Annotated in this window: 23 protein-coding genes; 6 read left to right on the top strand and 17 right to left on the bottom strand. The window is 66.6% G+C overall.

All coding sequences use genetic code 11. From position 1 onward, the window contains the following. Positions 1 to 160: 160 nt before the first annotated feature. Positions 161 to 1414, bottom strand: coding sequence for a threonine ammonia-lyase (locus tag FHW94_RS14985; protein ID WP_168556658.1), 1254 nt, complete (start codon positions 1412 to 1414; stop codon positions 161 to 163). A gap of 110 nt (positions 1415 to 1524) precedes the next feature. Between FHW94_RS14985 and FHW94_RS14980 the strand changes: the two genes are divergently transcribed. Then, the gene (locus FHW94_RS14980) at positions 1525 to 2427 is read left to right on the top strand and encodes an NAD(P)-dependent oxidoreductase (RefSeq protein ID WP_168556657.1); all 903 of its coding nucleotides are present in this window, start codon (positions 1525 to 1527) and stop codon (positions 2425 to 2427) included. Beyond that, on the top strand, positions 2424 to 4166 hold the full coding sequence (locus FHW94_RS14975; protein WP_168556656.1) for an amidohydrolase: 1743 nt from the start codon (positions 2424 to 2426) through the stop codon (positions 4164 to 4166). The genes FHW94_RS14980 and FHW94_RS14975 overlap by 4 nt, the downstream gene beginning before the upstream one ends. A 207-nt stretch (positions 4167 to 4373) precedes the next feature. Here the strand turns inward: FHW94_RS14975 and tatC are convergent, their stop codons facing one another. From tatC to clpB, 9 genes are all read right to left on the bottom strand, one after another. Continuing rightward, positions 4374 to 5210, bottom strand: coding sequence for a twin-arginine translocase subunit TatC (tatC, locus tag FHW94_RS14970; protein WP_168556989.1), 837 nt, complete (start codon positions 5208 to 5210; stop codon positions 4374 to 4376). A gap of 5 nt (positions 5211 to 5215) precedes the next feature. After that, positions 5216 to 5701 carry a Sec-independent protein translocase protein TatB gene (gene tatB / locus FHW94_RS14965; protein ID WP_168556655.1) on the bottom strand — a complete coding sequence of 162 codons (486 nt, stop codon included), beginning with the start codon at positions 5699 to 5701 and terminating at the stop codon, positions 5216 to 5218. A 42-nt stretch (positions 5702 to 5743) separates the two neighbouring features. After that, positions 5744 to 6016, bottom strand: coding sequence for a Sec-independent protein translocase subunit TatA (locus FHW94_RS14960; protein WP_246866167.1), 273 nt, complete (start codon positions 6014 to 6016; stop codon positions 5744 to 5746). A 75-nt stretch (positions 6017 to 6091) separates the two neighbouring features. Beyond that, the gene (gene scpB, locus FHW94_RS14955) at positions 6092 to 6697 is read right to left on the bottom strand and encodes an SMC-Scp complex subunit ScpB (RefSeq protein ID WP_168556654.1); all 606 of its coding nucleotides are present in this window, start codon (positions 6695 to 6697) and stop codon (positions 6092 to 6094) included. After that, positions 6694 to 7509 (bottom strand): ScpA family protein, encoded by an 816-nt coding sequence (locus FHW94_RS14950; protein WP_168556653.1) that lies wholly within the window; start codon positions 7507 to 7509, stop codon positions 6694 to 6696. The genes scpB and FHW94_RS14950 overlap by 4 nt, the downstream gene beginning before the upstream one ends. Positions 7510 to 7515: 6 nt before the next feature. Continuing rightward, the gene (gene nagZ, locus FHW94_RS14945) at positions 7516 to 8532 is read right to left on the bottom strand and encodes a beta-N-acetylhexosaminidase (RefSeq protein WP_168556652.1); all 1017 of its coding nucleotides are present in this window, start codon (positions 8530 to 8532) and stop codon (positions 7516 to 7518) included. Positions 8533 to 8594: 62 nt separating this feature from the next. Next, on the bottom strand, positions 8595 to 9293 hold the full coding sequence (locus FHW94_RS14940) for an SPOR domain-containing protein (protein WP_168556651.1): 699 nt from the start codon (positions 9291 to 9293) through the stop codon (positions 8595 to 8597). Between the two features lie 4 nt (positions 9294 to 9297). After that, positions 9298 to 11061 carry an arginine--tRNA ligase gene (gene argS / locus FHW94_RS14935; RefSeq protein ID WP_168556650.1) on the bottom strand — a complete coding sequence of 588 codons (1764 nt, stop codon included), beginning with the start codon at positions 11059 to 11061 and terminating at the stop codon, positions 9298 to 9300. Positions 11062 to 11246: 185 nt separating this feature from the next. Beyond that, positions 11247 to 13826, bottom strand: coding sequence for an ATP-dependent chaperone ClpB (gene clpB / locus FHW94_RS14930; protein ID WP_168556649.1), 2580 nt, complete (start codon positions 13824 to 13826; stop codon positions 11247 to 11249). Between the two features lie 217 nt (positions 13827 to 14043). On the opposite strand from clpB, the gene FHW94_RS14925 reads away from it, so the two are divergent. Next, positions 14044 to 16944, top strand: coding sequence for a pitrilysin family protein (locus FHW94_RS14925; protein ID WP_168556648.1), 2901 nt, complete (start codon positions 14044 to 14046; stop codon positions 16942 to 16944). A gap of 71 nt (positions 16945 to 17015) precedes the next feature. Here the strand turns inward: FHW94_RS14925 and FHW94_RS14920 are convergent, their stop codons facing one another. From FHW94_RS14920 to rpsU, 7 genes are all read right to left on the bottom strand, one after another. Further along, complete coding sequence (locus FHW94_RS14920; protein WP_168556647.1) at positions 17016 to 17936, bottom strand: hypothetical protein; 921 nt, start codon at positions 17934 to 17936, stop codon at positions 17016 to 17018. Then, entirely contained in the window at positions 17936 to 18523 is a 588-nt protein-coding gene (locus tag FHW94_RS14915; RefSeq protein WP_168556646.1) for a hypothetical protein, read from the bottom strand. The genes FHW94_RS14920 and FHW94_RS14915 overlap by 1 nt, the downstream gene beginning before the upstream one ends. Before the next feature lie 106 nt (positions 18524 to 18629). Next, positions 18630 to 20126 carry an Asp-tRNA(Asn)/Glu-tRNA(Gln) amidotransferase subunit GatB gene (gene gatB, locus FHW94_RS14910; protein ID WP_168556645.1) on the bottom strand — a complete coding sequence of 499 codons (1497 nt, stop codon included), beginning with the start codon at positions 20124 to 20126 and terminating at the stop codon, positions 18630 to 18632. Position 20127: 1 nt separating this feature from the next. Then, the gene (gatA, locus tag FHW94_RS14905; RefSeq protein WP_168556644.1) at positions 20128 to 21612 is read right to left on the bottom strand and encodes an Asp-tRNA(Asn)/Glu-tRNA(Gln) amidotransferase subunit GatA; all 1485 of its coding nucleotides are present in this window, start codon (positions 21610 to 21612) and stop codon (positions 20128 to 20130) included. Positions 21613 to 21783: 171 nt separating this feature from the next. Continuing rightward, entirely contained in the window at positions 21784 to 22086 is a 303-nt protein-coding gene (gene gatC, locus FHW94_RS14900) for an Asp-tRNA(Asn)/Glu-tRNA(Gln) amidotransferase subunit GatC (RefSeq protein ID WP_168556643.1), read from the bottom strand. Between the two features lie 126 nt (positions 22087 to 22212). Then, positions 22213 to 22797 carry an FKBP-type peptidyl-prolyl cis-trans isomerase gene (locus FHW94_RS14895; protein ID WP_168556642.1) on the bottom strand — a complete coding sequence of 195 codons (585 nt, stop codon included), beginning with the start codon at positions 22795 to 22797 and terminating at the stop codon, positions 22213 to 22215. Positions 22798 to 23006: 209 nt separating this feature from the next. Further along, positions 23007 to 23213 (bottom strand): 30S ribosomal protein S21, encoded by a 207-nt coding sequence (rpsU, locus tag FHW94_RS14890; protein WP_011446475.1) that lies wholly within the window; start codon positions 23211 to 23213, stop codon positions 23007 to 23009. Positions 23214 to 23399: 186 nt separating this feature from the next. On the opposite strand from rpsU, the gene FHW94_RS14885 reads away from it, so the two are divergent. The 3 genes from FHW94_RS14885 to FHW94_RS14875 are packed head-to-tail and all read left to right on the top strand — an operon-like array spanning position 23400 to position 25621. After that, entirely contained in the window at positions 23400 to 24743 is a 1344-nt protein-coding gene (locus FHW94_RS14885) for an RluA family pseudouridine synthase (protein WP_168556641.1), read from the top strand. Further along, on the top strand, positions 24740 to 25402 hold the full coding sequence (locus FHW94_RS14880; RefSeq protein ID WP_168556640.1) for an HAD-IA family hydrolase: 663 nt from the start codon (positions 24740 to 24742) through the stop codon (positions 25400 to 25402). The genes FHW94_RS14885 and FHW94_RS14880 overlap by 4 nt, the downstream gene beginning before the upstream one ends. 3 nt (positions 25403 to 25405) lie before the next feature. Further along, entirely contained in the window at positions 25406 to 25621 is a 216-nt protein-coding gene (locus tag FHW94_RS14875) for a hypothetical protein (RefSeq protein ID WP_168556639.1), read from the top strand. The last annotated feature ends 2 nt before the right edge of the window (positions 25622 to 25623 follow it).

The following is a 25623-nucleotide window of genomic DNA, read 5'->3' as shown; positions in this document are numbered from 1 at the left end:
GTTAAAGCGTGTTAACCACGAAAGCCGATTGACCGACAAGCCTGCGCCGTCATTTCGGTGCTGATTTTCACGGGGTCGTCCGATCCCGTGCCAAGGCAGGACAGCCTGCCCGGCACGGGTTAACGGATTCAAGCCGGCCGCGGGTGAGGCCGGCGGTGCGTCAGGCCAGTTCCACCTGGGTCACGTCATAGCCGCGGTCGCGCAGCGAACGCACCAGCAGGTCGATCTGCTCACGGTTGCGCGCCTCGCATTCGATCTCGGCCGTCAGCCCCTTGGCCGGCAGCGAGGTAAAGATGCGCTGGTGCCACACTTCCAGGATGTTGACCTGGTGGCGGTTGAACTCTTCCACCACGCTGTAGAGCGCACCAGGGCGATCCTGCAGCACGATGCGCAGCCGGCCCAGCCGGCCCGAACGGGCCAGATCGCGCAGCAGCACGTTGGCAAGCAGGCGCGTGTCGATGTTGCCGCCGGTCAGCACGATGCCCACCTTGCGCCCTTCGAACATGCGCCGGTTGGCGATCACGGCGGCAAGCCCGGCCGCGCCGGCGCCTTCGACCACGGTCTTTTCGATCTGCAGCAGCAGGGCCACCGCCGATTCGAGCGCGGCTTCATCGACCAGCACGATATCGTCGAGCAGGGTTTCGAGCACCGCCGAGGTGAACTTGCCCGGTTCCTTGACGGCGATGCCTTCGGCCAGGGTATCCCCGCCGCAGGGCAGCGTCTGGTGCTTGAGCTTATCGTACATCGACGGGAACAGCGCCGCCTGCACGCCCACCAGGCCAATGCCCGGCTTCATCGCGCGCGCGGCCGTTCCCATGCCGGTCAACAGCCCGCCCCCGCCGATCGGCACGGCCAGCATGTCGATCTCGGGCACGTCGGTCAGCATTTCCAGCGCCACCGTCCCCTGCCCGGCCGCAACGGCGGGATCATCGAATGGATGCACGAAGGTCAGCCCGCGCTCCACCTCGAGCAGGCGGGCATGGGCATAGGCATCGTCGAAGGTTTCCCCTTCGAGCACGACATTGCCGCCGACGCTTTCGGTCTGCATGATCTTCACCGCCGGCGTCGTGCGGGGCATGACGATCGTGACCGGCACGCCCAGCCGCGTGCCGTGATACGACAGGCCCTGGGCATGGTTGCCGGCCGACGCCGCGATCACGCCGCGCGCGCGCTGTTCTTCGGACAGGAGGAGAAGGGCATTGAGCGCGCCGCGTTCCTTGTAGGCGGCGGTGAATTGCAGGTTTTCGAACTTGAGGTAGATCTCGGCGCCGGTGATCCGGCTGAGCGTCTGGCTATGCAGCGTGGGGGTGCGCACCACCTTGCCCATAATTCGCCCGGCCGCCGCGTGCACGTCGGCAAGGGACAGCTGGGCATGCGCCGGCTGCTGGGCGAGCTTGTGGACAAGGTTTTCCATGGATGCTGCCCCTAATACAAAGGGCTGCGCAAAGAAACCGTTTCCGCGTGCCGGGACGAGCCCCAAGGGAGGGCTGGCGCGCCTGCGCAAACCGGCTAAACACATGGGCCATGACGCAATCACTTTCCATCGCCTGCATCGGCCTTGGCACCATGGGTGGGCCGATTGCCCGGCACCTGGGCCAGGCCGGCCACCGCCTGACCGTATTCAACCGCAGCGACGCCCGGCGCGAAGCCTGGCTGGCCGCCAATCCCGGCCTGGCCGCGCGCGTGGCCAACAGCCCGGCCGAAGCGGCCGAAGGCGTGGACGCCGTGATCACCTGCGTGGGCAACGACGATGACCTGGCCGACGTGGTCCTGAGCCCGCAGGGCGCATTCGCCACGCTCAAGCCCGGCGCCGTGCTGATCGACCACACCACGGTTTCGGCCCGCATTGCCCGGCAGATTGCCGTTGAGGGACGTGACAAGGAACTCCTGTGCGTCGACGCGCCCGTCACCGGCGGGCAATCGGGCGCGGAAAACGGCACGCTGTCGATCATGTGCGGGGGCAGCGACAAGGCGATCGCCGCGGCCCGCCCGATCCTTTCCGCCTATGCCAAGCGCGTGGTCCACGTGGGCAAATCGGGCGCCGGGCAGACCACCAAGATGGTCAACCAGATGTGCCTGGCGGCGACGATCGCCGGCCTTTCCGAAGCCATGCGCTTTGCCCAGGCCGCGCATCTCGACCTTGGCAAAGTGTTCGAGGCGATTTCGGGCGGTGCGGCGCAATCCTGGCAGATGGACAACCGCTGGGACACCATGGCCGACGATTCGTTCGACTTCGGCTTTGCCGTGGACTGGATGCGCAAGGACCTGGGCCTGGCCATCGAGGAAGCGCGCGGCTTGGGCGCAAGCGTGCCGACCACGGCGCTGATCGACCAGTTCTATGCCGATGTGCAGGCCTTGGGCGGCGGGCGCCAGGATACCAGCGCACTGATCCGCCGCCTGCCGCTGCGCGGGCAGAAACCGGCATGAGCCGCGCCTCGCTGGCGGCACTCGCCGCGCTTCTGGCCAGCTGTGCCCTGCCCGGCCTGGCACAGGCTGCCCAGGCCCCATCCACGGATACGCTGGTGGACAATGTCCACGGCGAAACCATCGGCGCCGATGGCCAGGTGGAGCAGGTCATCGGCCTGCTGTTCGACCGTTCAGGCACGATCCGCCAGGTTTTCCACCCCGGTGACAAACTGCCCAAGAAGGGCTTTGGCTATCACGTCGATGGCCAGGGCCAGGTGATCCTGCCCGGCCTGATCGACGCCCACGTCCATATCATGGACATCGGGCTGGCCGCGCTCACCCTGGACCTGTCGGAGACGCATTCGCTGGCAGAGGCGCTCGACGCGATCCGCGCCTATGCCGCCGCGCACCCCGATCGCACCTGGATCACCGGCCGCGGCTGGAACCAGGAGCAATGGGGCCTCAAGGATGGCGCGGGCCAGAGCCGCTATCCCACCGCAGCCGAACTCGATTCGGTGGTGGGGGATCGGCCGGTGTGGCTCGAACGCGTGGATGGCCATGCAGGTTGGGCCAACAGCGCCGCGCTCAAGGCCGCCGGGATCACCGCCGCCAGCAAGGCGCCCGATGGCGGCGCGATCGACCGGCGCCCGGATGGCACGCCCGCCGGCGTGTTGGTCGACGCAGCCATGGGCCTGCTCACCCCGCGCCTGCCCGCTCCCCGCGCGGCCGATCGCGATGCCGCGCTGGCCAAGGCGCAATCGCTGCTGTTCCAGCGCGGCGTGACCGCGGTGGCCGACATGGGCACGAGCATCGAGGATTGGCAGGCCTTCCGCCGGGCGGGTGACAAGAACCAGCTCTATGTGCGGATCATGGCCTATGCCATGGGCACCGATCAGATGGCGCTGATCGCCGGGGGCGAACCCACGCCCTGGCTCTACGCCGATCGCTTGCGCCTGGGCGGGGTCAAGCTGTTCATGGACGGCGCGCTGGGTTCGCGCGGGGCCTGGCTCAAGGCACCTTATGCCGATGCGCCGGGCACGCGCGGCCTGCCCCGGATGAATGACACCCAGTTGGGCAACCTGATGAGCCGGGCGGCGATGGACGGGTTCCAGGTTGCGGTCCACGCCATTGGTGACGCGGCCAATGCCGCTGTGCTCGCTTCGATCGAGGACCTTTCCGCCACCTACAAGGGCGATCGGCGCTGGCGGGTGGAACATGCGCAGATCGTCGATCCGGTCGATATCGCGCGCTTTGGCCGCAACGGGGTGATCGCCTCGATGCAACCGGTGCACGAAACATCCGATCGCCTGATGGCCGAGGCGCGGCTGGGCCCGCAGCGGCTGGCCGGCGCCTATGCCTGGCAATCCATTGCCAAGGCCGGCGGCAAGCTGGCGTTCGGGTCTGACGCGCCGGTGGAGCTGCCCGATCCCTTTGCCGGCCTTGCCGCCGCGATCAGCCGCCAGGGTCCCGATGGCCAGCCAGCCGGTGGCTGGCAGCCACAGGAAGTGGTCACCCCGGCCCAGGCCCTGGCGGCCTATACCACGGGCGGCGCCTATGCCGGCTTTGCCGAAGGCCGTATCGGCCGGTTGGCCCCTGGCCTGCGCGCCGATTTCATCCTGGTCGATACCGATCCGCTGACCGCCACGCCCGATGCGATCCGCCGCACCAAAGTGCGCGAAACCTGGGTGGGCGGGGGCAAGGTCTGGCCGGCAAACTCGGAAAACGCCCCGGCCGACAAGGATGGAAACAAAAAGGGCTGAGGGTCGTTACATCGCCCGACGCGGAAGGCGCTGGGTTCCCCCCTCATCCCGGCGCTGCGTTGCCAGGCCCAGACGGTGTTGTCCCCTCGCACCGCTTTCTCATCTGGGCACGGCCATGCGGGCAGCGGAAAAAATCCCGCCGCGCATGAAACTCCCTCGAAGTGCAAGATACGGTGGGGGCCAGCAATGGCCCCCACCCCAATTGGATCAAGGCAGCAGTTGCGTGGGTTCGCCCACCGGCTGCGCGGCAGCAGCCGCAGCGGCGGCGGCTTCTTCTGCTTCGGCCCGCGCCTTTTCCTCGGCATCGGCCTTTTCGACGAAGCGCATCACGATCAGCGTGCCTTCGAACAGGATCAGCAGCGGAATCGCCAGCATAAGCTGCGACACCACGTCGGGCGGGGTAATCAGCGCGGCAAGCGCCACGATGCCCACGATCACATAGCGCCGCGCCTTGACCAGCGCGTCGCGGCTGACGATCCCTGCGCGGTTGAGCAGCATGAGCAGCACCGGCAGCAGGAACGAGACGCCGAACGCCAGGATGAACTGCATCACCAGCGCCAGGTATTCCTCGATCCCCGGCAAGGCTTCCAATTGCAGGCCACCCTTGTTGCCCTGGAAGCCCACGAACCATTTGAACGCGGTGGGCATCACCACGAAGTAAGCCAGGCTGGCGCCCATGCCGAACAGGATCGGCGTGGCGATCAGGAAAGGCAGGAAGGCCCGCTTTTCCCGCGCATAGAGCCCCGGCGCGACAAAGGCCCAAAGCTGGTTGGCGATCACCGGAAAACTGAGCAGGAAGCCGGAAAACAGCGCCACTTTCAGGTTCACGAAGAACGCCGAATAGAGCTTGGTATAGATCAGCCGGCCATGCCCGGCGGGAAACGCGAGACTGAGCGGGTGGACCAGGATCGCCAAGATCGCGTCGACGAAATAGTAGCTGATCGCCGACGTCAGCGCGAGCGCATAGACGCAGCGCAACAGGCGCGTGCGCAGTTCGATCAGGTGATCGAGCAGCGGCGCCTGGGTTTCATCGATATCGCGAATCTGAATCACTCGTGCCCCGTGTTCACTGGTCCCGTCGATGCCGGGGTTTCCGCGTCGGACTTGACGCTATCGGGCTGCGGGCCGCGCGGGCGCGCGCCGCGCTGTTCCACCGGCAGAAGCTGTTCGGGCGGCGGCGGCAAAGGCGCGGGCTCAGGTGCGATCGCCGGTTCGGTCGGCGCATGGGGCGCCAGCACCGGATCGACCGGGTGCGCGGGCTGTTCGGCCACGGCATGGGGCGCTTCGGCAGCGCTGGCGGCCGCGCTCTGCGCCATGATCTGGGCGTTCTGCTCCTGCCACTTCTTTTCCATCTCGGCCAGTTCCGCCTCGCGGATCATGGTTTCGATACCGGAACGGAAGTGGTTGGAAACGCGGCGCATCTTGCCGATCCACCGCCCGGCGGTGCGCAGCGCAAGCGGCAAATCCTTGGGCCCGATCACCACGATCGCCACGATGACGACCAGCAGCAATTCGGACGGGGCAATATCGAACATCAGCAGTGAGCCCTATCTCGTCGGCCTGTCTTGGCGGGTAGATCAGGCCTGCGGGCCTTGCTGATGATCGCCGGGCTGCTGGACGGGCGCCTGGGGCGCAACCGGGGTTACAGGCGGGGTCACCGGCGGCGGGGTCTGCTGGATCTGCGCAGGCGGCGGGGTCACCGGACGATCGGCTTCCTCGTTCATGCCCTGCTTGAAGCTTTTGATACCCTTGCCGAAATCACCCATCATTTCGGAAATGCGGCCACGGCCGAACAGAATCAGCACGACCAGCGCGAGGATGATCAGGTGCGGTAGAGAAAGGCCACCCATTTCAAATTCTCCTTTGGCCTGCCCAGATAGGGGATGTTCCGGCTCTTCGCCAGCGGGCAGTGCGATTCTTGTCGTTTAGTCGGCCCCGGCCCCGTCTTCATCGCCATCGTCGGCAGCATCCTCGCCGCTGCCGGTGAGCACGGCATAGGCTTCATCGACCGGATCGAGCAAGCCAGCCGCGCGCAATTCGCCGATGCCCGGCAGGTCCCCCCGGCTCGACAGCCCGAAATGGGTGAGGAACGCGGGGGTGGTGGCATAGATCGTGGGGCGCCCCGGCACTTCGCGCCGCCCGGCAATGCGCACCCAGCCTGCTTCCATCAGCACGTCGAGCGTGCCCTTGGCAGTCTGCACACCACGGATCGCCTCGATTTCCGCCCGGCTGACGGGTTCGTGATAGGCGATGATCGCCAGCGCCTCGGTCGCCGCGCGCGACAGGCGGCGCACATCTTCCTTCTCGCGCCGCAACAGGTGCGCCAGGTCTGGCGCGGTCTGGAAATGCCAGCGCCCGCCCCGCTCCACCAAGTGAATGCCGCGCCCGGCGTAATGCTCAGTCAGCGCGGCCAGCGCAGGCCGCACGTCTGCCCCGCCCAGGTGCCGGGAAATCTCGTCGGCACGCAAAGGTTCGGTGGCGGCAAACAGCGTCGCTTCCACGCCACGCAGCAGATCGTCGGGCGCCGTCATGAAAGCGGCCGGCATCGAATCGGCCGCACCAGCAGCGGGCCAAAGCATTCCTCCTGCACCAGTTCCACCCGGCCTTGCTTGGCCAGTTCGAGCGCGGCGAGGAAACTTGAAGCGAGCGCAGAGCGCGCCAGTTGGCGGTCGGCATCGCTGTTGATGGCCATCGGCGGCAGGAAGGCGCGCAGGTCGCGCCATTCCAGGCTGGTGCCGAGCAGGGCGGAAATGCGCGCCAGCGCGGCATCGAGCGTCATCACCGGCCGCTCGCGCACCATGTGCACCACCGGGCGGTTGCGATGCTGGACCTGGCCATAGGCCTGGATCAGGCCGAACAGATCCATCTGCCAGCGCGCGCGGCGCGCCAGCGTGATCCCTTCGGGCGCGCCGCGCGCAAAGACATCGCGCCCCAGCCGGTCCCGCGCCATCAGCCGGGCGCCGGCCTCGCGCATCGCGCCCAGGCGTTGCAGCCGCAATTGCAGGCGCAGCGCCATTTCCTCGGGGCTGGGCTGCATGTCCGGATCGCGCGGCAAGAGCAGCAGCGACTTGAGATAGGCCAGCCACGCCGCCATCACCAGGTAATCGGCCGCCAGTTCCAGCTTCAACGCCTCGGCCCGGTCGATATAGCCCAGGTACTGGTCCACCAGTTCGAGAATGGAAATGCGGCGCAAGTCCACCTTTTGTCGCCGGGCGAGATCGAGCAGCAGGTCGAGCGGCCCTTCCCAGCCATCGAGATCGAGATAGAGCGCATCGTTGGCGGCAACGGCGGTGGGAAGGCCGTCCCAGCCGCCGTCATCCTCCCCTGGCGCCCCCTCGGCCATGGCGGATCAGGCCAGCGCCAGCAGTGTGTCGCGCCGGGCCACCAGCTCTGCCTGCAAGGCCCCGTCACGCGGCACGGCGGCCGGCGCGGTGGGTGCCAAGGCGCGTTCCAGCCGCTTGGCGGTTGCGTCGCTCATCGGCGCGAGCGACGCAGCAATCCCGATCATGTCCGGCATCTTGGCCCAGCAATTGAGCGCGATATCGCACCCGGCCGCCTGTGCCCGCGCCGCGCGTTCGGGCACGGTCCCGGCCAGAGCCTCCATGTCGAGATCGTCGGTCAACAGCAGGCCGTCAAAGCCGATGCGGCGGCGGATCACTTCGCCCACCACGAAGGGCGACAGCGTGGCTGGCAGTTCGGCGTCCCACGCGGTGAAGCGCACATGCGCCGTCATGCCGATGGCCGCGCTGGCCAGGGCCTGGAACGGCGCCAGATCGGCATCCAGCTCCGCCTCGCTCGCGGTGACGGTGGGCAATTCCTTGTGGCTGTCAGCCAAGGCGCGGCCATGGCCGGGCATGTGCTTGACGACGCCGGCCACACCGGCCCGCGCCAGCCCATCGAGCACGGCACGGCCCAGCGCCGCCACGCGCAGTGGCTCCTTGCCCAAAGCGCGATCGCCGATCACGTCATGGGCGCCCACCTGCCGCACATCGAGCAGCGGCAGGCAATCCACGCTGATCCCGGCTTCGGCCAGGTCCATGCCCAAGCCTTGCGCATTGGCGCGCGCCGCCTCGATCGCGCTGGCCGGGGCCACGTCGTAAAGCCGGTCGAACGCTTCGCCTGGTGGATAGGCCGCCCAGACCGGCGGCTTCATCCGCGCCACCCGGCCACCTTCCTGATCAATCGAGATCAGCAGCCGCTCGCGCCCGTGCAGGTCGCGCAACGAATCGGTCAGCGCGCGCAGCTGGTCGCGGCTTTCCACGTTGCGGCCGAACAGAATGTAGCCGGCCGGGTCTGCATCCAGGAAAAAGGCGCGCTCGTCAGCGGTGAGAACAGGGCCGGAAAGCCCGAAAATGGCAGGAAGCATGCCCCTGCCATCCCGAAATTTGCGCGGCATGGCAAGCCCAAAGGCCTGCCGTCAGTCCGCCGTCAGCGCTTCACCTGGCACTTCACGCCTTCGCCCTGCAGCTTGTTGCACAGCGCGTTGGCGGCGCCCACGTCACCGGGCACGGCTTGCAGGCGATAGACGGTGCCGATGTCCGCCTTGCCGGCAATCACGCGATGGCTCACGCCCTTGAGGCTTTCGTGCTCCACGACCAGCTTGTTCCAGCCGGTTTCGGCCAGGGCCTGGCTGGAAAACGCGCCAACCTGCACGCCCACACCGCTGACCGGGGCGGCCTTTTCGGCGGGCTTGTCTGCCGGCTTGGCGCTGGGCGCGGGCGCGGCGGGCGCATCCTTGGCGGCCAGGGCGGCGGTGGGGCGTTCGCCCTCGCTCACCTTGAAACTCGAATCGCCGGTGCCCTGGAAGGTCTTGCCACCCGGATCCTTGGGGGCAACCTTGTAGGGTTCCTTGCTCGCTTCGATCAGGCTGCCATCGGCCGCGGCGGGCGCGGCGTTGCGGTGGGTGGCCCAGTAAATGCCGCCCACGATCGCGGCGAGCAGGATCAGCGCCAACACGCCAAAGCCGATCAGGCGGCCGTTGTCGGGGCCTTCTTCCTCAAGGTCCACATCATCGGCGCTTTCCAGCCAGGGCAGGCGTTCTTCCGTGCCCAGGTCCAGCGCCGGGGCTTGCGTGCCCTGCCCCGCCCCATCGTGCCCCGGATTGTCGTGCTGATCGCCGTTCACCATTACCTTAAAGCTCCTGCGCGGCCTCAACCCCCAAGATGGCCAGCCCGTTCTTCACAACCTGCCCGATTTGTGCGGCCAGGAAAAGCCGGGCCTCGGTAAGGTCCTTATCCTGTGCCACAATGAACCGCTTTTCGGGCTTGTCGTTACCCACGTTCCAATAGGCATGGAACGCGGCAGCCAGGTCATAGAGGAAGAACGCGATGCGGTGCGGCTCGCGCGCAACGGCCGCGCCATCGACGATGCGCGGGAACTGCGCCGCCAGCTTGACGACGGCCAGCTCTTCCTGGCCCAGCCGGTCGAGCTGGGTCGCGCTCGGCGCCCAGCCCAGTTCGGCCCCCTTGCGCAGGGTGGAACTGATCCGGGCATGGGCATATTGCACATAGAACACCGGATTGTCCTTCGAGGCTTCCACCACCTTGGCAAAGTCGAAGTCCATCTGCGCATCGGGCTTGCGGGTCAGCATGGTGAAGCGCACCACGTCCTTGCCCACTTCCTCCACCACATCGGCCAGCGTGACGAAATTGCCCGCCCGCTTCGACATCTTGACCGGCTGCCCATCGCGCAGCAGCTGGACCATCTGCACCAGCTTGACTTCGAAGGGCTTCGGCTTGGCGCCTTCCGCGCCGGTCAGTGCGGCCACCGCGGCCTTGATCCGCTTGACCGTGCCGGCATGGTCCGCGCCCCAGATGTCCACCAGCGCATCGGCGGTTTCGGCCTTCTGGAAGTGATAGGCCAGGTCCGCGCCGAAATAGGTCCAGCTACCGTCGGACTTCTTGATCGGGCGGTCCTGGTCGTCGCCAAAGCGGGTGGAGCGGAACAGCGGCAGTTCCACCGGCTCCCAATCCTCGGGCGTCTTGCCCTTGGGCGCTTCCAGGTGGCCATCATAGACCAGATCGTGCGCGCGCAGCCAGGCTTCGGCGGCCTCGGGCTTGCCGGCAGCCTGAAGCTCTGCCTCCGAAGAAAACAGGTCATGGACGATGCCCAGCTTGGCCAGGTCTTCCTTGATCATCACCAGCATGGCCGCCACGGCCTTTTGCCGGAACTGCACCAGCCATTCGGCTTCCGGCGCGCCAACATAGCGATCGCCATATTCGGCGGCGAGCGCCTGGCCCACCGGCACGAGATAGTCGCCCGGATAGAGCCCCTCGGGCACCGCGCCCACGTCTTCGCCCAGCGCCTCGCGATAACGCAAGTGCGCCGAACGGGCGAGCACATCGACCTGCGCGCCCGCATCGTTGACGTAGTATTCCTTGATCACCTTGTGCCCGGCAAATTGCAGCAGCGCGGCCAGGGCATCGCCCACCACGGCGCCACGGCAATGGCCCATGTGCATCGGCCCGGTCGGGTTGGCCGAGACATATTCGACGTTGACCGTGCTGCCACCACCGAGCGCAGAGCGGCCATAGTCGCCCCCCGCCGTGCCGATCAGGGCGAGTTCTTCGGTCCATGCGGCATCGACCAGGCGCAAGTTGATGAAGCCCGGCCCGGCGATTTCGGCACTGGCCACGCGCGGATGGGCGGCCAGTTCCTCGATCAACAGTGCGGCCAGCGCGCGCGGATTGGTGCCGGCAGGCTTGGCCAGGACCATCGCGGCATTGGTCGCCAGATCGCCATGGGCCGCATCGCGCGGCGGTTCGCAGGTCACGGCGCCGCGCGCCAGCCCGGCGGGAAGCGCGCCCTTGGCAACAAGCGCATCGAGCGCGGCATCGATCACGCCGGCATAAGTGGCAAACAGCGTCTGGGCGGCAACGGGGCTATCGGTGGTCATGCCGGGCCGATAGCGAATTTGTGGGGGCTTGGGAACCTTGGGGTTTTGGGCGGCGGGAGGTGGCGTTGTGCAAAGCTTCACACCACCCCCCGCCCCCTCCTCTAAAGAGGATGGGGCTTTTTGTGCGTCCTTCTCCCCCTCCTCACCGAGGAGGGGGCGGGGGGTGGTGGAAGCCTAAGCCAACCTCACGCAACCACGAACGCCAGCGCGCCATCGCCTTCGTCGATGGTCACGGTGCTGCCGTCGGGAATCTGCCCGGCCAGCAGGCGCTCGGCCAGCGGGTCCTGCAGATGGCGTTGCACCGCGCGCTTCAGGGGCCGCGCGCCATAGACCGGATCGTAGCCAACGCGGCCCAGCCAGCGCTTGGCCGCATCGGTCAGGTTCAGGGTGATCTTACGATCCTTGAGCAGCTTCGCCACGCGCGCCACCTGGATGTCCACGATCGGGGCCATGTGTTCCTGGCCCAGGCGGTGGAACAGGATGATCTCGTCCAACCGGTTGAGGAATTCCGGCCGGAAGTGCGCGCGCACCACGTCCATCACCTGCGGCTCCACGCTGGCCGCGTCCTCGCCCTCGCCCAGGTTGGCCAGATACTGGCTGCCCAGGTTGGACGTGAGGATGATCAGCGTGTTGGTGAAATCCACCACGCGGCCCTGCCCATCGGTGAGGCGGCCATCGTCCAGCACTTGCAGCAGCACGTTGAACACGTCCTGGTGGGCCTTTTCCACTTCGTCGAACAGCACGACCTGATAGGGCCGGCGCCGCACCGCCTCGGTCAAGACGCCGCCTTCGTCATAGCCGACATAGCCCGGAGGCGCGCCGATCAACCGGCTGACCGCGTGCTTTTCCATGAACTCCGACATGTCGATGCGCACCATCGCGTTGTCATCGTCGAACAGGAAGCCGGCCAGCGCCTTGGTCAGTTCGGTCTTGCCCACGCCCGTGGGGCCCAGGAACAGGAAGCTGCCCAGCGGACGGTTCGGGTCTTGCAGCCCGGCCCGCGCGCGGCGCACGGCCTTGGACACGGCCAGCACCGCGTCCTTCTGGCCGATCACCCGCTTGCCGATGGCCTCTTCCATGTGCAGCAGCTTTTCGCGCTCGCCTTCCATCATCCGGTCGACAGGCACGCCGGTCCAGCGGCTGACCACGCCGGCAATGTCCTCGGCGGTCACTTCCTCGCGCAGCAGGGCGTTTTCGCTCGCGCCCTGTGCTTCGGCCAGTTGCCGCTCCAGCTCGGGAATGCGGCCATAGGCCAGCTCCCCGGCCTTGGCCAGGTCACCCACCCGCTGCGCCTGCTCCAGTTCCACGCGTGCGCTGTCGAGCTGCTCCTTGATCTTGCCTTCGGCCTGGATCTTGTCGCGCTCGTTCTGCCAGCGGGTGGTCAGTTCGGCCGATTGCTGTTCCAGATTGGCCAGTTCGCCGCGCAGGGTTTCCAGCCGGTCGCGGCTGGCAGGATCGGTTTCCTTGGCCAAGGCCATTTCCTCGATCTTGAGCTGGATGATGCGGCGATCCAGGTTCTCGATTTCCTCGGGCTTGCTTTCCACTTCCATGCGGATGCGGCTGGCGGCCTCGTCCATCAGGTCGATCGCCTTGTCGGGCAGGAAGCGGTCGGCGATATAGCGGTTGGACAGCGTCGCCGCCGCCACGATCGCGGCATCGGCGATGCGCACGCCGTGATGCACCTCGTACTTCTCCTTGATCCCGCGCAGGATGGAGATGGTGTCTTCCACGGTCGGCTCGCCCACGAAGACGGGCTGGAACCGCCGTTGCAGGGCCGGGTCCTTTTCCACGTACTTCTGGTATTCATCCAGCGTGGTCGCGCCGATGCAGTGCAGCTCACCCCGCGCCAGCGCCGGCTTGAGCAGGTTGGACGCATCCATCGCGCCCTCGGTCTTGCCCGCGCCGATCAGGGTGTGCATCTCGTCGATGAACAGGATGATCTCGCCCTCGGCGCCCTTCACCTCGTCGAGCACGGCCTTGAGGCGTTCCTCGAACTCGCCGCGATACTTCGCGCCCGCGATCAGGCTGCCCATGTCGAGCGCCATCAGGCGGCGATGCTTGAGGCTGTCGGGCACGTCGCCATTGGCGATGCGCAGCGCCAGGCCTTCGGCAATCGCGGTCTTGCCCACGCCCGGTTCGCCGATCAGCGCCGGGTTGTTCTTGGTGCGACGCGCCAGGATCTGCACGGTGCGGCGGATTTCCTCGTCGCGGCCGATCACGGGATCGAGCTTGCCCTCGCGCGCCGCGGCGGTCAGGTCGCGCGCATATTTCTTCATCGCGTCATAGGCGTTTTCGGCGCTCGCGCTGTCGGCATTGCGGCCGCCGCGCAGGGCAGAGATCGCCGCTTCCAATCCCTGGGGGGTGACGTTCGCGGCCTTGAGCGCCTGGCCGGCCGCCGTCGTTCCCGCCAGCGTCAGGGCCAGCAGGATGCGCTCCACGGTGACAAAGCTGTCGCCGCTCTTGGTCGCAAGCTGTTCGGCCTGGTCGAGCAGGCGCACGGTATCGTTGTCGAGCCCGGGCGAATTCTGCGCGCCGGAACCGGAGACGGCCGGAATCTTGCCCAGCGCCGCATCGAGCGCGCCGACCGCCGCCACGGGATTGCCCCCGGCGCGCTGGATCAGCCCGCTGGCCATGCCTTCGCTGTCTTCCAGCAGCGCCTTGAGCACGTGCTCGGGCGTGATGCGCTGGTGGTTCAGGCGGATCGCCAGCGTCTGCGCCGCCTGGAGGAAGCCCTTGGCACGATCGGTGAATTTTTCGAGGTTCATGGGATGTCTCGCTCTCCTGCCAGACCCAACTTCTTGACGGCCTCAAAGTAGTGTTGCGTTTCGGCAACACAAGGACGTGGATCAAATTTTGCCACACCGGTTGCAATCCAAACCAATCGCTGCGGGCAAGCCATGGCGATGGTTCAGCTTTGACTCAGCCGCGCTGGCCCTTACACATCGTTGCAGAGACATTTCGAGACAGGACAAGCCCCCCTCCATGCAGCGCTTCCTCAACGCCTCTCTCCTGGCCCTGGCCATCGCCTCGGCCGCGCCTTCGCCCCTGCTTGCCGCAACCGTGGCGGCGCCGGCTGCCCCCGCCCCCGCCCCGCTGGCAGACCTCGTCAAGGCGGTGAACATTCCCTACGAACAGTTCACCCTGCCCAATGGGTTGCGCGTGCTGGTCCACACCGATCGCAAGGCGCCGGTGGTGGCCATCTCGGTGTGGTATGGCGTGGGTTCCAAGAACGAGCCCAAGGGCAAGACCGGCTTTGCCCACTTGTTCGAACACCTGATGTTCAACGGCAGCGAACACAACAAGGGCGATTTCTTCACCCCGCTGCAGAATGCCGGGGCAACCGACTACAACGGCACGACCTGGTTCGATCGCACCAACTATTTCGAAACCGTGCCTTCGGCCGCGCTCGATCGCTTCCTCATGCTGGAATCCGATCGCATGGGCTATCTGCTGGGCGCAGTGACGCAGGAAACGCTCGATAACCAGCGCAGCGTGGTGCAGAACGAAAAGCGCCAGGGCGACAACCAGCCCTATGGCCTGGTGGAATACGAACAGCTCGAAAACCTCTATCCGGTCGGCCACCCCTATCACCACAGCACGATCGGCTCGATGGCCGATCTCGACGGCGCCAGCCTGGCCGACGTGAAGGCCTGGTTCACCGATCACTATGCCCCCAACAATGCCGTGCTGGTGCTGGCGGGCGATGTCGATCTCGCCACGGCCAAGGAAAAGGTGGCCAAGTGGTTCGGCGCCATTCCCGCCGGGCCCAAGGTTCAGCCGGTGGCCGCCCCGGTGCCCACGCTGCCTTCGCCCAAGGCCAAGACGATCAAGGATGAAGTGGCCACCACGCGCATCTATCGCATGTGGGCGATCCCCGGTTATGACAACCCGGATTACCTGCCGCTGCAGATCGGCGCGGTGATCCTGGGCGGCCTTGCCTCCTCGCGGCTCGACGACAATCTGGTGCGCGGGCAGCAGATCGCGGTTTCAGCCAGCGCCAATGCCGAAGTCTATGCCCAGGCCGGGCAGTTCGTGGTCCAGGCCGATGTGAAGCCGGGCCAGGATGCCGCCGCCGTGGGCGCCGCGCTCGATGCACAGATCAAGCGCCTGGTGACGCAAGGCCCGACGGCCGACGAACTCGCCCGCGCCAGCACCGTCACCGCCAGCGACCAGATCCGCAAGCTGGAATCGGTCGGTGGCTTTGGCGGCAAGGCGCCGACTCTGGCCGAAGGGCTGCTCTATCACGGCGACGCCGGCTATTACCGCAAGGAACTGGCCGACATGGCCGCGCTCACGCCCGCCAAAGTGCGCGCCGCGCTGCAAAAGTGGCTGACCCGCCCGGTCTTTGCTTTGACCGTGGAACCGGGCACCCGCACCGAAGGGGGCGAGGCGCATGGCGGCTGGGCCAGCAACGACACCACGGTGGGCGGAGGCCATGGCAGCGGAGCCCACCCGGCCTATTGGCACCAGCCCGGCCAGGAACCGGCGCCGCTGCCCGCAGCCGCCGCCGGCCCCGATCGTGGCGAACTGCCCCCGATCGGCCAGTTGGCCGCGCTGCAATTCCCGCAGATCGAGCGGGCCACGCTGTCCAACGGCATCAAGGTGGTCTTCGCCCGCCGCGCCGCCGTGCCGGTGGTTTCGGTGCAGGTGGCGTTCGACGCTGGTTTTGCCGCCGATCCGCGGGCCGCGCTGGGCACCCAGGCCATGCTGCTCAAGACGATGGACCAGGGCACGCAAACCCTGGACGCGGCCGCCTTTGCCCGCGCGCGTGAAAACCTCGGCGCCAACATCAGCAACGAGGCCCTGCCCGACAGCACCAACTTCCAGCTCGATGCGGTCGCGCCCAACCTCGCCGGTTCGCTGGCGCTGCTGGCAGACTATGTGCGTCACCCCGCGCTCAAGGCCGATGACCTGGAGCGCGTGCGGGCGCAGCAACTCGCCGCGATCGACGCGGAACTGCGCGATCCCTCGGCCATGGCCTCGCGCGTGCTCTATCCCGCGCTCTATGGGCCGCAGCACCCCTATGGCACGCCACCCACCGGCACGGGCGATCCGGCCGTGGTCAAGCGGTTGACCACCGCTGACCTCGCCGCGTTCCACCAGGCCTGGCTGCGCCCGTCCAAGGCGACGATCTTCGTGGTCGGCGATACCACGCTCGATGCGGTCAAGCCGCTGCTGGAAAAGAGCTTCGGCACCTGGGCCGAACCGGCTGGCGCGGCGCCGGCCAAGAACCTCTCGGCTCCGATCCCCGCCCCTTCCCCGCGCATCCTGCTGGTCGATCGCCCTGCCTCGCCGCAGTCGATGATCATGGCGGGCGAAGTGCTCGGCGCCACGGGCCGCGACGATCTCGTGCCGCTGCGCACCGCCAACGAAGTGCTGGGCGGCAGCTTCCTCTCGCGCCTCAACATGGACGTGCGCGAAAGCAAGGGCTGGAGCTATGGCGTGGGCAGCGCCGTGAGCGAGCGCCAGAACCGCGTGATCTATCGCCTCGTCGCCCCGGTGCAGACCGACCAGACCGGCCCCGCGATTGCCGCGATGCAGGCAGACATGGCCGCATTCCTGAAAGACAAGGGCGTCGCCCCCGACGAACTGGGCTGGGCCACCCAGGGCTCCGCGCGCGAACTGCCCGGCGCGTTCGAAACCTCGTCCTCGGTGCTCGATGGCCTGGTCAAGATCGTCCAGTTCAACCGCCCGGACGATTACTACACGCGCCTCGCCATCCGCTATCCCACCCTCACCGCCTCCGAACTCGACAAGGCCGCCCGCGCTGCACTCGACCCGAGCAAGCTGACCTGGGTGGTGGTGGGCGACGCCGCCAAGATCAAGCCGCAGCTCGACAAGCTGGGCCTGCCGGTCGAAGTGGCGAGCGTGCCGGGGAAGTAAGCCAACCAGGCCTTACCGCCCGACAGAACAGCCCCCTGCCAGCACACGGCAGGGGGCTTTTTCGTGACAGCTTACAGCTTAGGCTTCTGCATGCTCACCAGCTTGGGATTGGGCAGCGCCTGACCGGTGCGCTCGTCGATCACCGTGTCACGGCGATAGGAGATCACGCCGGGAATAGGTGCCAAGCGACTGACAACCACCGCGCCGTAGTTGTTGAACTTGCCGTGGGCATGCAGTTCCGCCGCAACCACCGTCCAGTTTTTCAAGCTGTCCGGCACGACCATATCGAGATCTGGTGCTGCAAACGGATCGGCGCGGGGCGGCTTTCCGGCTTTTGCCCGTTCTTCGGCATTCTTGATGACCGCAAGTTGGGCGACGGTCATATCCAGCTTCTGTTGCGGCGCCGCCCACAGCATGTTGCCCAGGTTGGTCACAACCCCCGCCTTCACCTCGAACTGCACGGTGCCCATGCACATGCAAGGCGAACCGGGGACGCCCACCCAGAAATAGGTACCGGGCTTTGCCGCTATGAGGAAAGACGTTCGCGCTCCCTTTGTGTAACGGAATTGCGGGCCAAAGCTCACCATGTCTCGCGTATCGAGCGGCGCCACCTCGACGCTGTCTATCGTCGGCTCAACCGGCTTCTCGGGATAGGGACCCTTGTTGCCGGACTTCTTGAGCATGTCGACCGTGGCCTGCCAGTCGGAGACAACACCGGGATATTTCTTGAGCGCCTTTGCCAGAGCGTCCTTGCGGTCCTGTTCCCAGGCAGCGCGCGTGGCATCGTCCGGCACGCGCATGAACGTCCCCATGGCGCCGCCAACGCCACCGACCAGAATATAGCCCAAGTCAGGATCACGCGTGACTTTGCCCGAAAGCACGTCCGCCTCCCCAATCGGCTGGTTCGGGCGGAGCGGGGCGGCAGTGGCCGCTGGCGAAACCAGCGCAAATACGAGCGCCATACCCAAAGGCGTTGCAAACGAACGGTTCATCACAGCCCCAACTCCTTCGTCATCGGCTTCGGCCCCGATGCCACCAGCGCCTGCAGCGCCAACGCATTGAGGCGGGTGTTTTCCTTCTTCCGGCCGAGACCTTCCTCGAAGTTGAATTCCTTCCACAAATCAGCGTTGAGCGGATAGCGGTGGTACTGCTTGAAGCCCATGCAGTTGCGCAGGCTGACCCGCCGCTGTTCGCGGCGCATCGCCGAACCGAAAATGGCATCAGCCATGGCCGATCCCAATGCGCCGCCCACCCCGCCGGCCAGTGGGCCATAGGTGCTCATCGCACTGCTCATTGCTGCGGAATTGGCGCCAAGATAGATGTTGGACCCGCTGGCCAGCGCATCACATTCGCGAACGTCGTCATAGGCCTGGGCAAAGCTGGTGCCTTCGCGATGGAAGTAGAAATACTTGTCGTAGTTCTGCTCGTCCACCGGCGTGGGCGCGAAATCCAGCTTGGGCATGGTCAACTTTGCCGGATCGGGCGCTTCATAAAGCGTGGCGCCCGCATCCTGTGCCACGGCTGGTGCCGCAGCAAAAAGGGCCAGCGATGCAGCGCCAGCCCAAAACATTCGTGTCACGATGGTTCCCCCGTTTGATGACGGAGGAATAATTGCAAAACTTTGCAACAGTTCAACGGCAAACCGGCATTGCCGCCAATTTGGCGGCAATGCCGGCTGATCCGGGTTACCCCAGCTTGGCTTTCAGCACCTGGTTCACCAGTTGCGGATTGCCCTTGCCGGCCATGGCTTTCATCGTCTGGCCCACAAAGAAGCCGAACAGGGCTTCCTTGCCGCCGCGGTACTGTTCCACCTTATCGGCATTGGCGGCCAGCACGGCGTCAACCGCCGCTTCGATCGCGCCGGTGTCGGTCGTCTGCTTGAGGCCTTCGCGTTCCACGATGGCGGCGGCGCCGTCGCCGGTTTCCAGCATCTTTTCCAGCACCTGCTTGGCGATGGAGCCGGAAATCGTGCCGTCGCCCACCAGGGCCAGCAGCTCGGCGGCACCTTCGGGCGATACCGGGCTGTCTTCCAGGCCCTCGCCCAGCTTGTTGAGCGCACCGAACAGTTCGCTGGTCAGCCAGTTGGCCGCCTGCTTGGCCACGGCGGCTTCGTCCTTGCCCTGCTTGGCGGCGCTCGCCGCGATCAGGGTTTCGAACCAGGCGGCGGTGTCCACGTCCGCCGTCAGCACCGCCGCGTTGTAGGGCGAAAGGCCCAGCACGTCGGTATAGCGGGCGCGCTTGGCGTCGGGCAGTTCGGGCAGGGACGCGCGGCATTCATCGAGGAACGCTTGGTCGAGCACCAGCGGCAGCAGGTCGGGATCGGGGAAATAGCGATAGTCGTGCGCGTCTTCCTTGCTGCGCATCGACCGCGTGGTGCCCGTACCTGGATCGAACAGGCGGGTTTCCTGCACGATCTTGCCACCGGCTTCCAGCACGTCCACCTGGCGGCTCGCCTCATGCTCGATCGCAGCCATGACGAAGCGCACCGAGTTGACGTTCTTGGTTTCGGTGCGGGTGCCCAGCGGCTCGCCGGGGCGACGCACCGAGACGTTGACGTCTGCCCGCATCGAGCCCTGGTCCATGTTGCCATCGCACGAGCCCACATAGCGCAGGATCTGGCGCAGCTTGGTGAGATAGGCCCCCGCCTCGGCCGGCGAAGTCATGTCCGGCCGGCTGACGATTTCCATCAGCGCCACGCCCGAGCGGTTGAGATCGACGTAGGACATCGTCGGGTGCTGATCGTGCATCAGCTTGCCCGCATCCTGCTCCACGTGGATGCGCTCGATGCCGATCACTTTCGTGCCGGCTTCGGGGTTCTTGTCATCCAGCGCGATCTCGATCGAACCTTCGCCCACCAGCGGGTGGTAGAGCTGGCTGATCTGATAACCCTGCGGCAAATCGGCATAGAAGTAGTTCTTGCGATCGAACCGCGACCAGGTGTTGATCTGCGCCTCGATCGCCATGCCGGTGCGCACCGCCTGGCGGATGCACTCGCGGTTGGGCACGGGCAGCATGCCGGGCATGGCCGCGTCCACCAGGCTCACCTGGGTGTTGGGCTCGGCCCCGAACGCGGTGGCGGAACCGGAAAAGAGCTTGGCCTGGGTGGTGATCTGGGCGTGGACTTCCAGCCCGATGACCACTTCCCACTCGCCCGTGGCGCCCTGGATACGATAGCTGCTCATCTTACCACCACTTACCCGGCTTGGCCGAAAACTGTGCGCGCTGTTCAAGCGCAAGGCTGGCGTTCAGCACGCCCTGTTCATCGAGCGGACGGCCGATGACATGGAGGCCCAGCGGCAGCCCGTCGCGCGAGAGGCCGGCGGGGACCGACATGGCCGGCAGGCCCGCGAGGCTCGCCGGCACCGAGAACACGTCGTTCAGGTACATTTCCACCGGATCGGTGCTCTTCTGACCCAGCGCGAACGCGGCCGAAGGCGCGGTGGGGGTGAGGATCACATCCACCGTCTCGAACGCCTTCATGAAGTCCTGCGAAATCAGCGCACGGACCTTTTGCGCCTGGGTGTAGTAGGCATCATAGAACCCTGCCGACAGCACATAGGTGCCGATCAGGATGCGACGCTTGACCTCGTCGCCGAAACCGGCGGCGCGGGTGGCGGCATACATGTCCTGAAGGTTGGCGCCCTCGGGCAAGTCGCGCAGGCCATAGCGCACGCCGTCATAGCGCGCGAGGTTCGACGAAGCCTCCGCCGGGGCGATGATGTAGTAGGTCGGCAGCGCATACTTGGTATGCGGCAGTGAGATATCGACGATCTCCGCGCCGGCATCCTTGAGCCAGGCAATGCCGTCGTCCCAGCTCTTGGCAACATCGGCATCCAGACCATCGACGCGGTATTCGCGCGGGATGCCCACTTTCTTGCCGCGCAGATCGGCATTCAGCCCGGCTTCCCAGGCCGGGACCGGCAGATCGAGGCTGGTCGAATCCTTGGGATCGAACCCGGCCATGGCTTCGAGCATGATCGCGCAATCGCGTACGTCGCGCGCCATCGCCCCGGCCTGGTCGAGCGAGGAGGCAAATGCCACCACGCCCCAGCGCGAGCAGCGGCCATAGGTCGGCTTGATGCCGGAAATGCCGGTGAAGGCAGCCGGCTGGCGGATCGAACCGCCGGTGTCGGTGCCGGTGGCGGCGGGCGCAATGCGCGCGGCAACCGCCGCCGAAGACCCGCCCGAGGAGCCGCCCGGCGCCAGCGGGGTCACGTCATCCCCCTTGCGCCAGGGCGAGATCACGTTGCCGAAACCACTGGTTTCGTTGGACGAACCCATGGCGAACTGGTCGAGGTTGAGCTTGCCCAGCATGCCCGCGCCCGCGTCCCACAGCTTCTGCGAGACGGTGCTTTCATAAGGCGGAATAAAGCCTTCGAGGATCTTGCTGGCCGCCGTGGTCTGCACGCCCTTGGTGGCGAACAGGTCCTTCATGCCGATCGGCACGCCGGCCATCTTGCCCAGCGGCTGGCCGGCGGCGCGGTCCGCATCCACCTTGGCCGCAGCGGCAAGTGCGGCATCGGGCGTGGTGACGATGAAGGCATTGAGCGCGCCCTGCGCCGCTTCCACCGCAGCGTTGAAAGCGTGCGCCACTTCGGTGGCGGTAAAGGCGCCACCGGCCACCCCATCGCGGAGGGCGGCAACGCCGAGTTCGGTAAGGTCAGTCATCAGTTCGAACCGATGGTTGCGCATGGACGGTCATGTGGGTCCGTGCGTGGGAAACTGGAAGCTTGGTGCTGCGCCGGCCCTTCGACAAGCTCAGGGCGAACGGGGGATTGATCTAAAACCCACATCCGTTCGTGCTGAGCTTGTCGAAGCACGCCTGACGCAACGCCAAGATTACTCGATCACCTTGGGCACGCCGAAGAAGCCATGCTCGGCCACCGGTGCATTGGCCAGCACCGCGTCGCGGATATTGCCCCCGGTCAGCGGGTCGGCATTCACCACGTCGTCGCGCAGGCGCAAGGTGTTGGGGATCACGGCGGTCATCGGGGTGACCCCGGTCACGTCGACTTGGCCCAATTGCTCGACCCAGGCGAGGATACCGTTCAATTCGGGAACCATGGCCTCAAGCTGGGCCTCGCTCACCTTGATGCGCGCAAGACTGGCGATCTTCGCCACGTCGGCGGTATTCACGGACATGCCGTCCCTTTCATGCAGGGTTTGCCAAAAACAAGAACACCGCGCGCTACCATCGCGCGCGGTGTCCTTCAAGCCGTGGGACCGCCGCGCCACCAGGACATGGGCCCTGGGCGCAGCGAATCCGGATCAGTTGGCCGGTGCCACCGGTGCAGCCGCGGCGCCATCGACGGCGCCGGGCGCGCCCGCCGCACCGCCATGGGCCTGCATCTGCTGCTGCAAGGCCTGCATCGCGGCCTGCTGGCGCTGAAGCTCGGCCATGGAGCGGAATTCGAGCAGTTCCACGTCGAACACGAGGTCGCTGTTGGCGGGCACGGCAATGCTGCCATCGCGGCCGGGCATGGCCTGGCTGCCATAGGCCAGCGCAGCGGGGATCTCGAGCCGGTACTTGCCGCCCACCTTCATCTGCGCAAGGCCTTGCGCAAAGCCGGGAATCACGCCTTGCAGCGGCATCGCGGCGTTTTCGCCACGGTCGAATTCCTTGCCCGTGCTGGCAATGCGGCCGACATAGTTGATCAGCGCCACGTCAGAGGTGGTGGGCGATTTGCCCGTCCCTTCCTTGAGCGCGATCACGCGCACTTCGCTGAAATGCACCGGGCGCGCTGCCCAGGCCAGGCCGATGCCCACCAGCACGGCGACGATCACGCCCAGCCAAACCTTGGCGAGCGAGCCCTTGGCGACGGGCTGCAACGGAACGCGGGTGATTTCCGACATTGGTTTCCCTCTGGGGTGTCCCTCTGGATTTTCCCTGGTCAGGCGGCCTCCAGACCATGGAGGGCCACCCGGGCGGTGCCTGCCCGTCGATTCGAACCAGCATGCTCGAACCAACGAAAAGGGCGCCGTGATTCACGGCGCCCTCTTGGCCCAGCACAGGGCCTATCGCAAGTGCTCAATGCAGCGGATCGACCCGCCGCAATCGAGGCTTACTTGGCGCCGTCGCGCTCCTGGCGCTTGCGCTCCAGCTTGCGGGCGCGGCGCACGGCAGCGGCCTTTTCGCGGGCGCGCTTTTCCGACGGCTTTTCAAAGTGACGGCGCAGCTTCATTTCGCGATAGACACCTTCGCGCTGAAGCTTCTTCTTCAGGGCGCGAAGAGCTTGGTCAACATTGTTGTCGCGAACGAGAATCTGCATAAACCGACATACCTCAACAGCTTCGGGCGAGAGCCCGCGGCCGCGCGGGGGTCACCAGATACCAGGAACACAAAACGTGCCGAATCCGATCAGGACCGGCTCGAACCGGGCGCCCAATAGTGATTCTGGCGGCGAAAGGCAAGCAATGTCGTGCATTTTGCGGGCAAAGGCCCTATGGGCGCGGCCATGACCTCTTTTAAAGCCCCACATGGCAAAGGCGCCGGTAATTCAGATGCCGTGCGCCAGTTCACGATTCGGCCCGATGACAATGATGTGCGGCTCGACCGCTGGTTCAAGCGCAACCTGCCAGAGGTGAGTTTCGCCATGGTGTCGCGCTGGGCGCGCACCGGGCAGATTCGCGTCGACGGCAAGCGCGCCGATGTCGATACCAGGTTGGCCGCCGGGCAGACCCTGCGCGTGCCGCCAGCCGGGGGGCCGCTGCCCCTGGCCGGCGGCGGCAAAGGCGCGCGGGCGCGCAAGCCCCTGACCGAGGAACAGATCCGCCTGGCCGAGGAAATCGTGCTGGAACAGGATCGCGCCGCGATCGTGATCAACAAGCCGCCGGGCCTTGCCACCCAGGGCGGCAGCGGCACGTTCGAGCATGTCGATGGCCTGCTCGATGCCTATGTGGCCGACAATGCTCCGCGCCCGCGCCTGGTCCACCGGCTGGACAAGGATACCTCCGGCGTCCTGCTCGTGGCGCGCACGCCGGGCAGCGCGGCGTTCTTTTCCAAGCGCTTTTCCGGCCGCACCGCGCGCAAGATCTATTGGGCGCTGGTGATGGGCGTGCCCGACATTCATGACGGCATGATCGAACTGCCCCTTGCCAAGCAGCCCGGCACCGGCGGCGAGAAGATGATGGTCGACGAAAGCGAGCACGGCCTGCCTTCGCGCACGCGCTATCGCGTGATCGATCGCGCCGGCAACCGCGCCGCCTGGGTGGAACTGCAGCCCTTCACCGGCCGCACCCACCAGCTGCGCGTGCACATGGCCGCGATCGGCCACCCCATCGTGGGCGATGGCAAGTATGGCGGCCAGGCTGCGTTCCTTTCGGGCAGCATCAGCCGCAAGCTGCACCTCCACGCCCGCCGCCTGCGGATCGAGCATCCCGAGGGCGACTTGCTCGACGTGACCGCGCCGCTGCCGGAACACTTTGCCAAGAGCCTGGAACAACTCGGCTTTACCGAAAGCGAAGGCGATCTGCCGCTCGAAGCGCCGGTGCTGGTCGATCCCAAGACGCAGGAAAAGCGCGTGGCCAAGGCCCATGCCAAGCAATATCGTAAGGAGCGCCGCGGCGAACGCCGCAAGCGCGCTGATGGCCCTGACGCCGGCGGCGGGCGCCGTCCCACCGGCCAGCGCGCCAAGGTGCCTGGCAAGCCCGGCGCAAAGCCTGCGGGCAAGCCGGGCGCAAAGGCCGTTGCCAAGCCTGGGACCAGGCCCGCGAGCAAGCCTGCTGGCAAGGCGCCGGCCAAGGCCCCCGCCAAGGCCCCTTCACGTCGCCCCGCCCCGAAAGGCCCCGCCAAGCGATGACCCTGCGCCTCGCCATCTTCGATTGCGATGGCACCCTGGTCGATAGCCAGGCCGATATCGGCGCGGCGATGGACGGGGCCTTTCACGCCATGGGCCTGGTACCACCGCCACGCAGCGAAACCCGCCGCATCGTCGGGCTGTCGCTGGTGGAGGCCATGCGCCGCCTGCATCCGGAAGGCGAGGCGGAGACGCACGACATGCTGGCCCAGGCCTACAAGGATGCGTTCCGCGCCCGGCGCGAGGCGGGCATGGTGGGCGAGCCGCTCTATGAAGGCATCGCCGCCCTGGTGGAAGACCTGGTGCATCGCGGCTGGCTGCTGGGCGTGGCCACCGGCAAGAGCGACCGTGGCCTGGCCCATTGCCTGGCCACGCACGGCCTCTCGCGCCACTTCGTCACGCTGCAGACCGCCGATCGCCATCCATCCAAGCCGCACCCCAGCATGATCGAGGCCTGCCTCGATGCCACCGGGGCCGAGGCGGCGCTGACCGTGATGATCGGCGATACCGCGTTCGACATGGCCATGGCACGCAATGCCGGGGTCCGCGCGATCGGGGTGGATTGGGGCTATCACGAACGAGCAGAGCTGTTTGCCGCCGGGGCCCATGCCGTGGCCGGCACGGTGGCCGAACTGGCCGAACTGCTCCAGGCGGTGGGCTGAAACATGGCCGATCCCGCCCTCGGCCGCTTCGCCCTGCTTCAGGCCGTGCGCCTTTCGGGCACGCTGATCGTGATGATCGGCGCCATGGCCGCTTCGGGCAACGTGCCGTGGCTGGCGGCGGTGCCGCCGTGGGGCGCCATGGCTCTCGCCCTTGTTGGCCTGACCCTGTTCTTTGGCGCGCCGCGCTGGCTGGTGCGGCGCTGGAAACGGCATTCTTGAAG

Origin of the sequence: Novosphingobium sp. SG720, assembly GCF_012275365.1 — a bacterium.
GTDB classification, from domain to species: Bacteria; Pseudomonadota; Alphaproteobacteria; order Sphingomonadales; family Sphingomonadaceae; genus Novosphingobium; species Novosphingobium rhizosphaerae.
The sequence above is the reverse complement of the archived record's forward strand: the minus strand, read 5'-3'. Positions and strand labels throughout refer to the sequence as shown.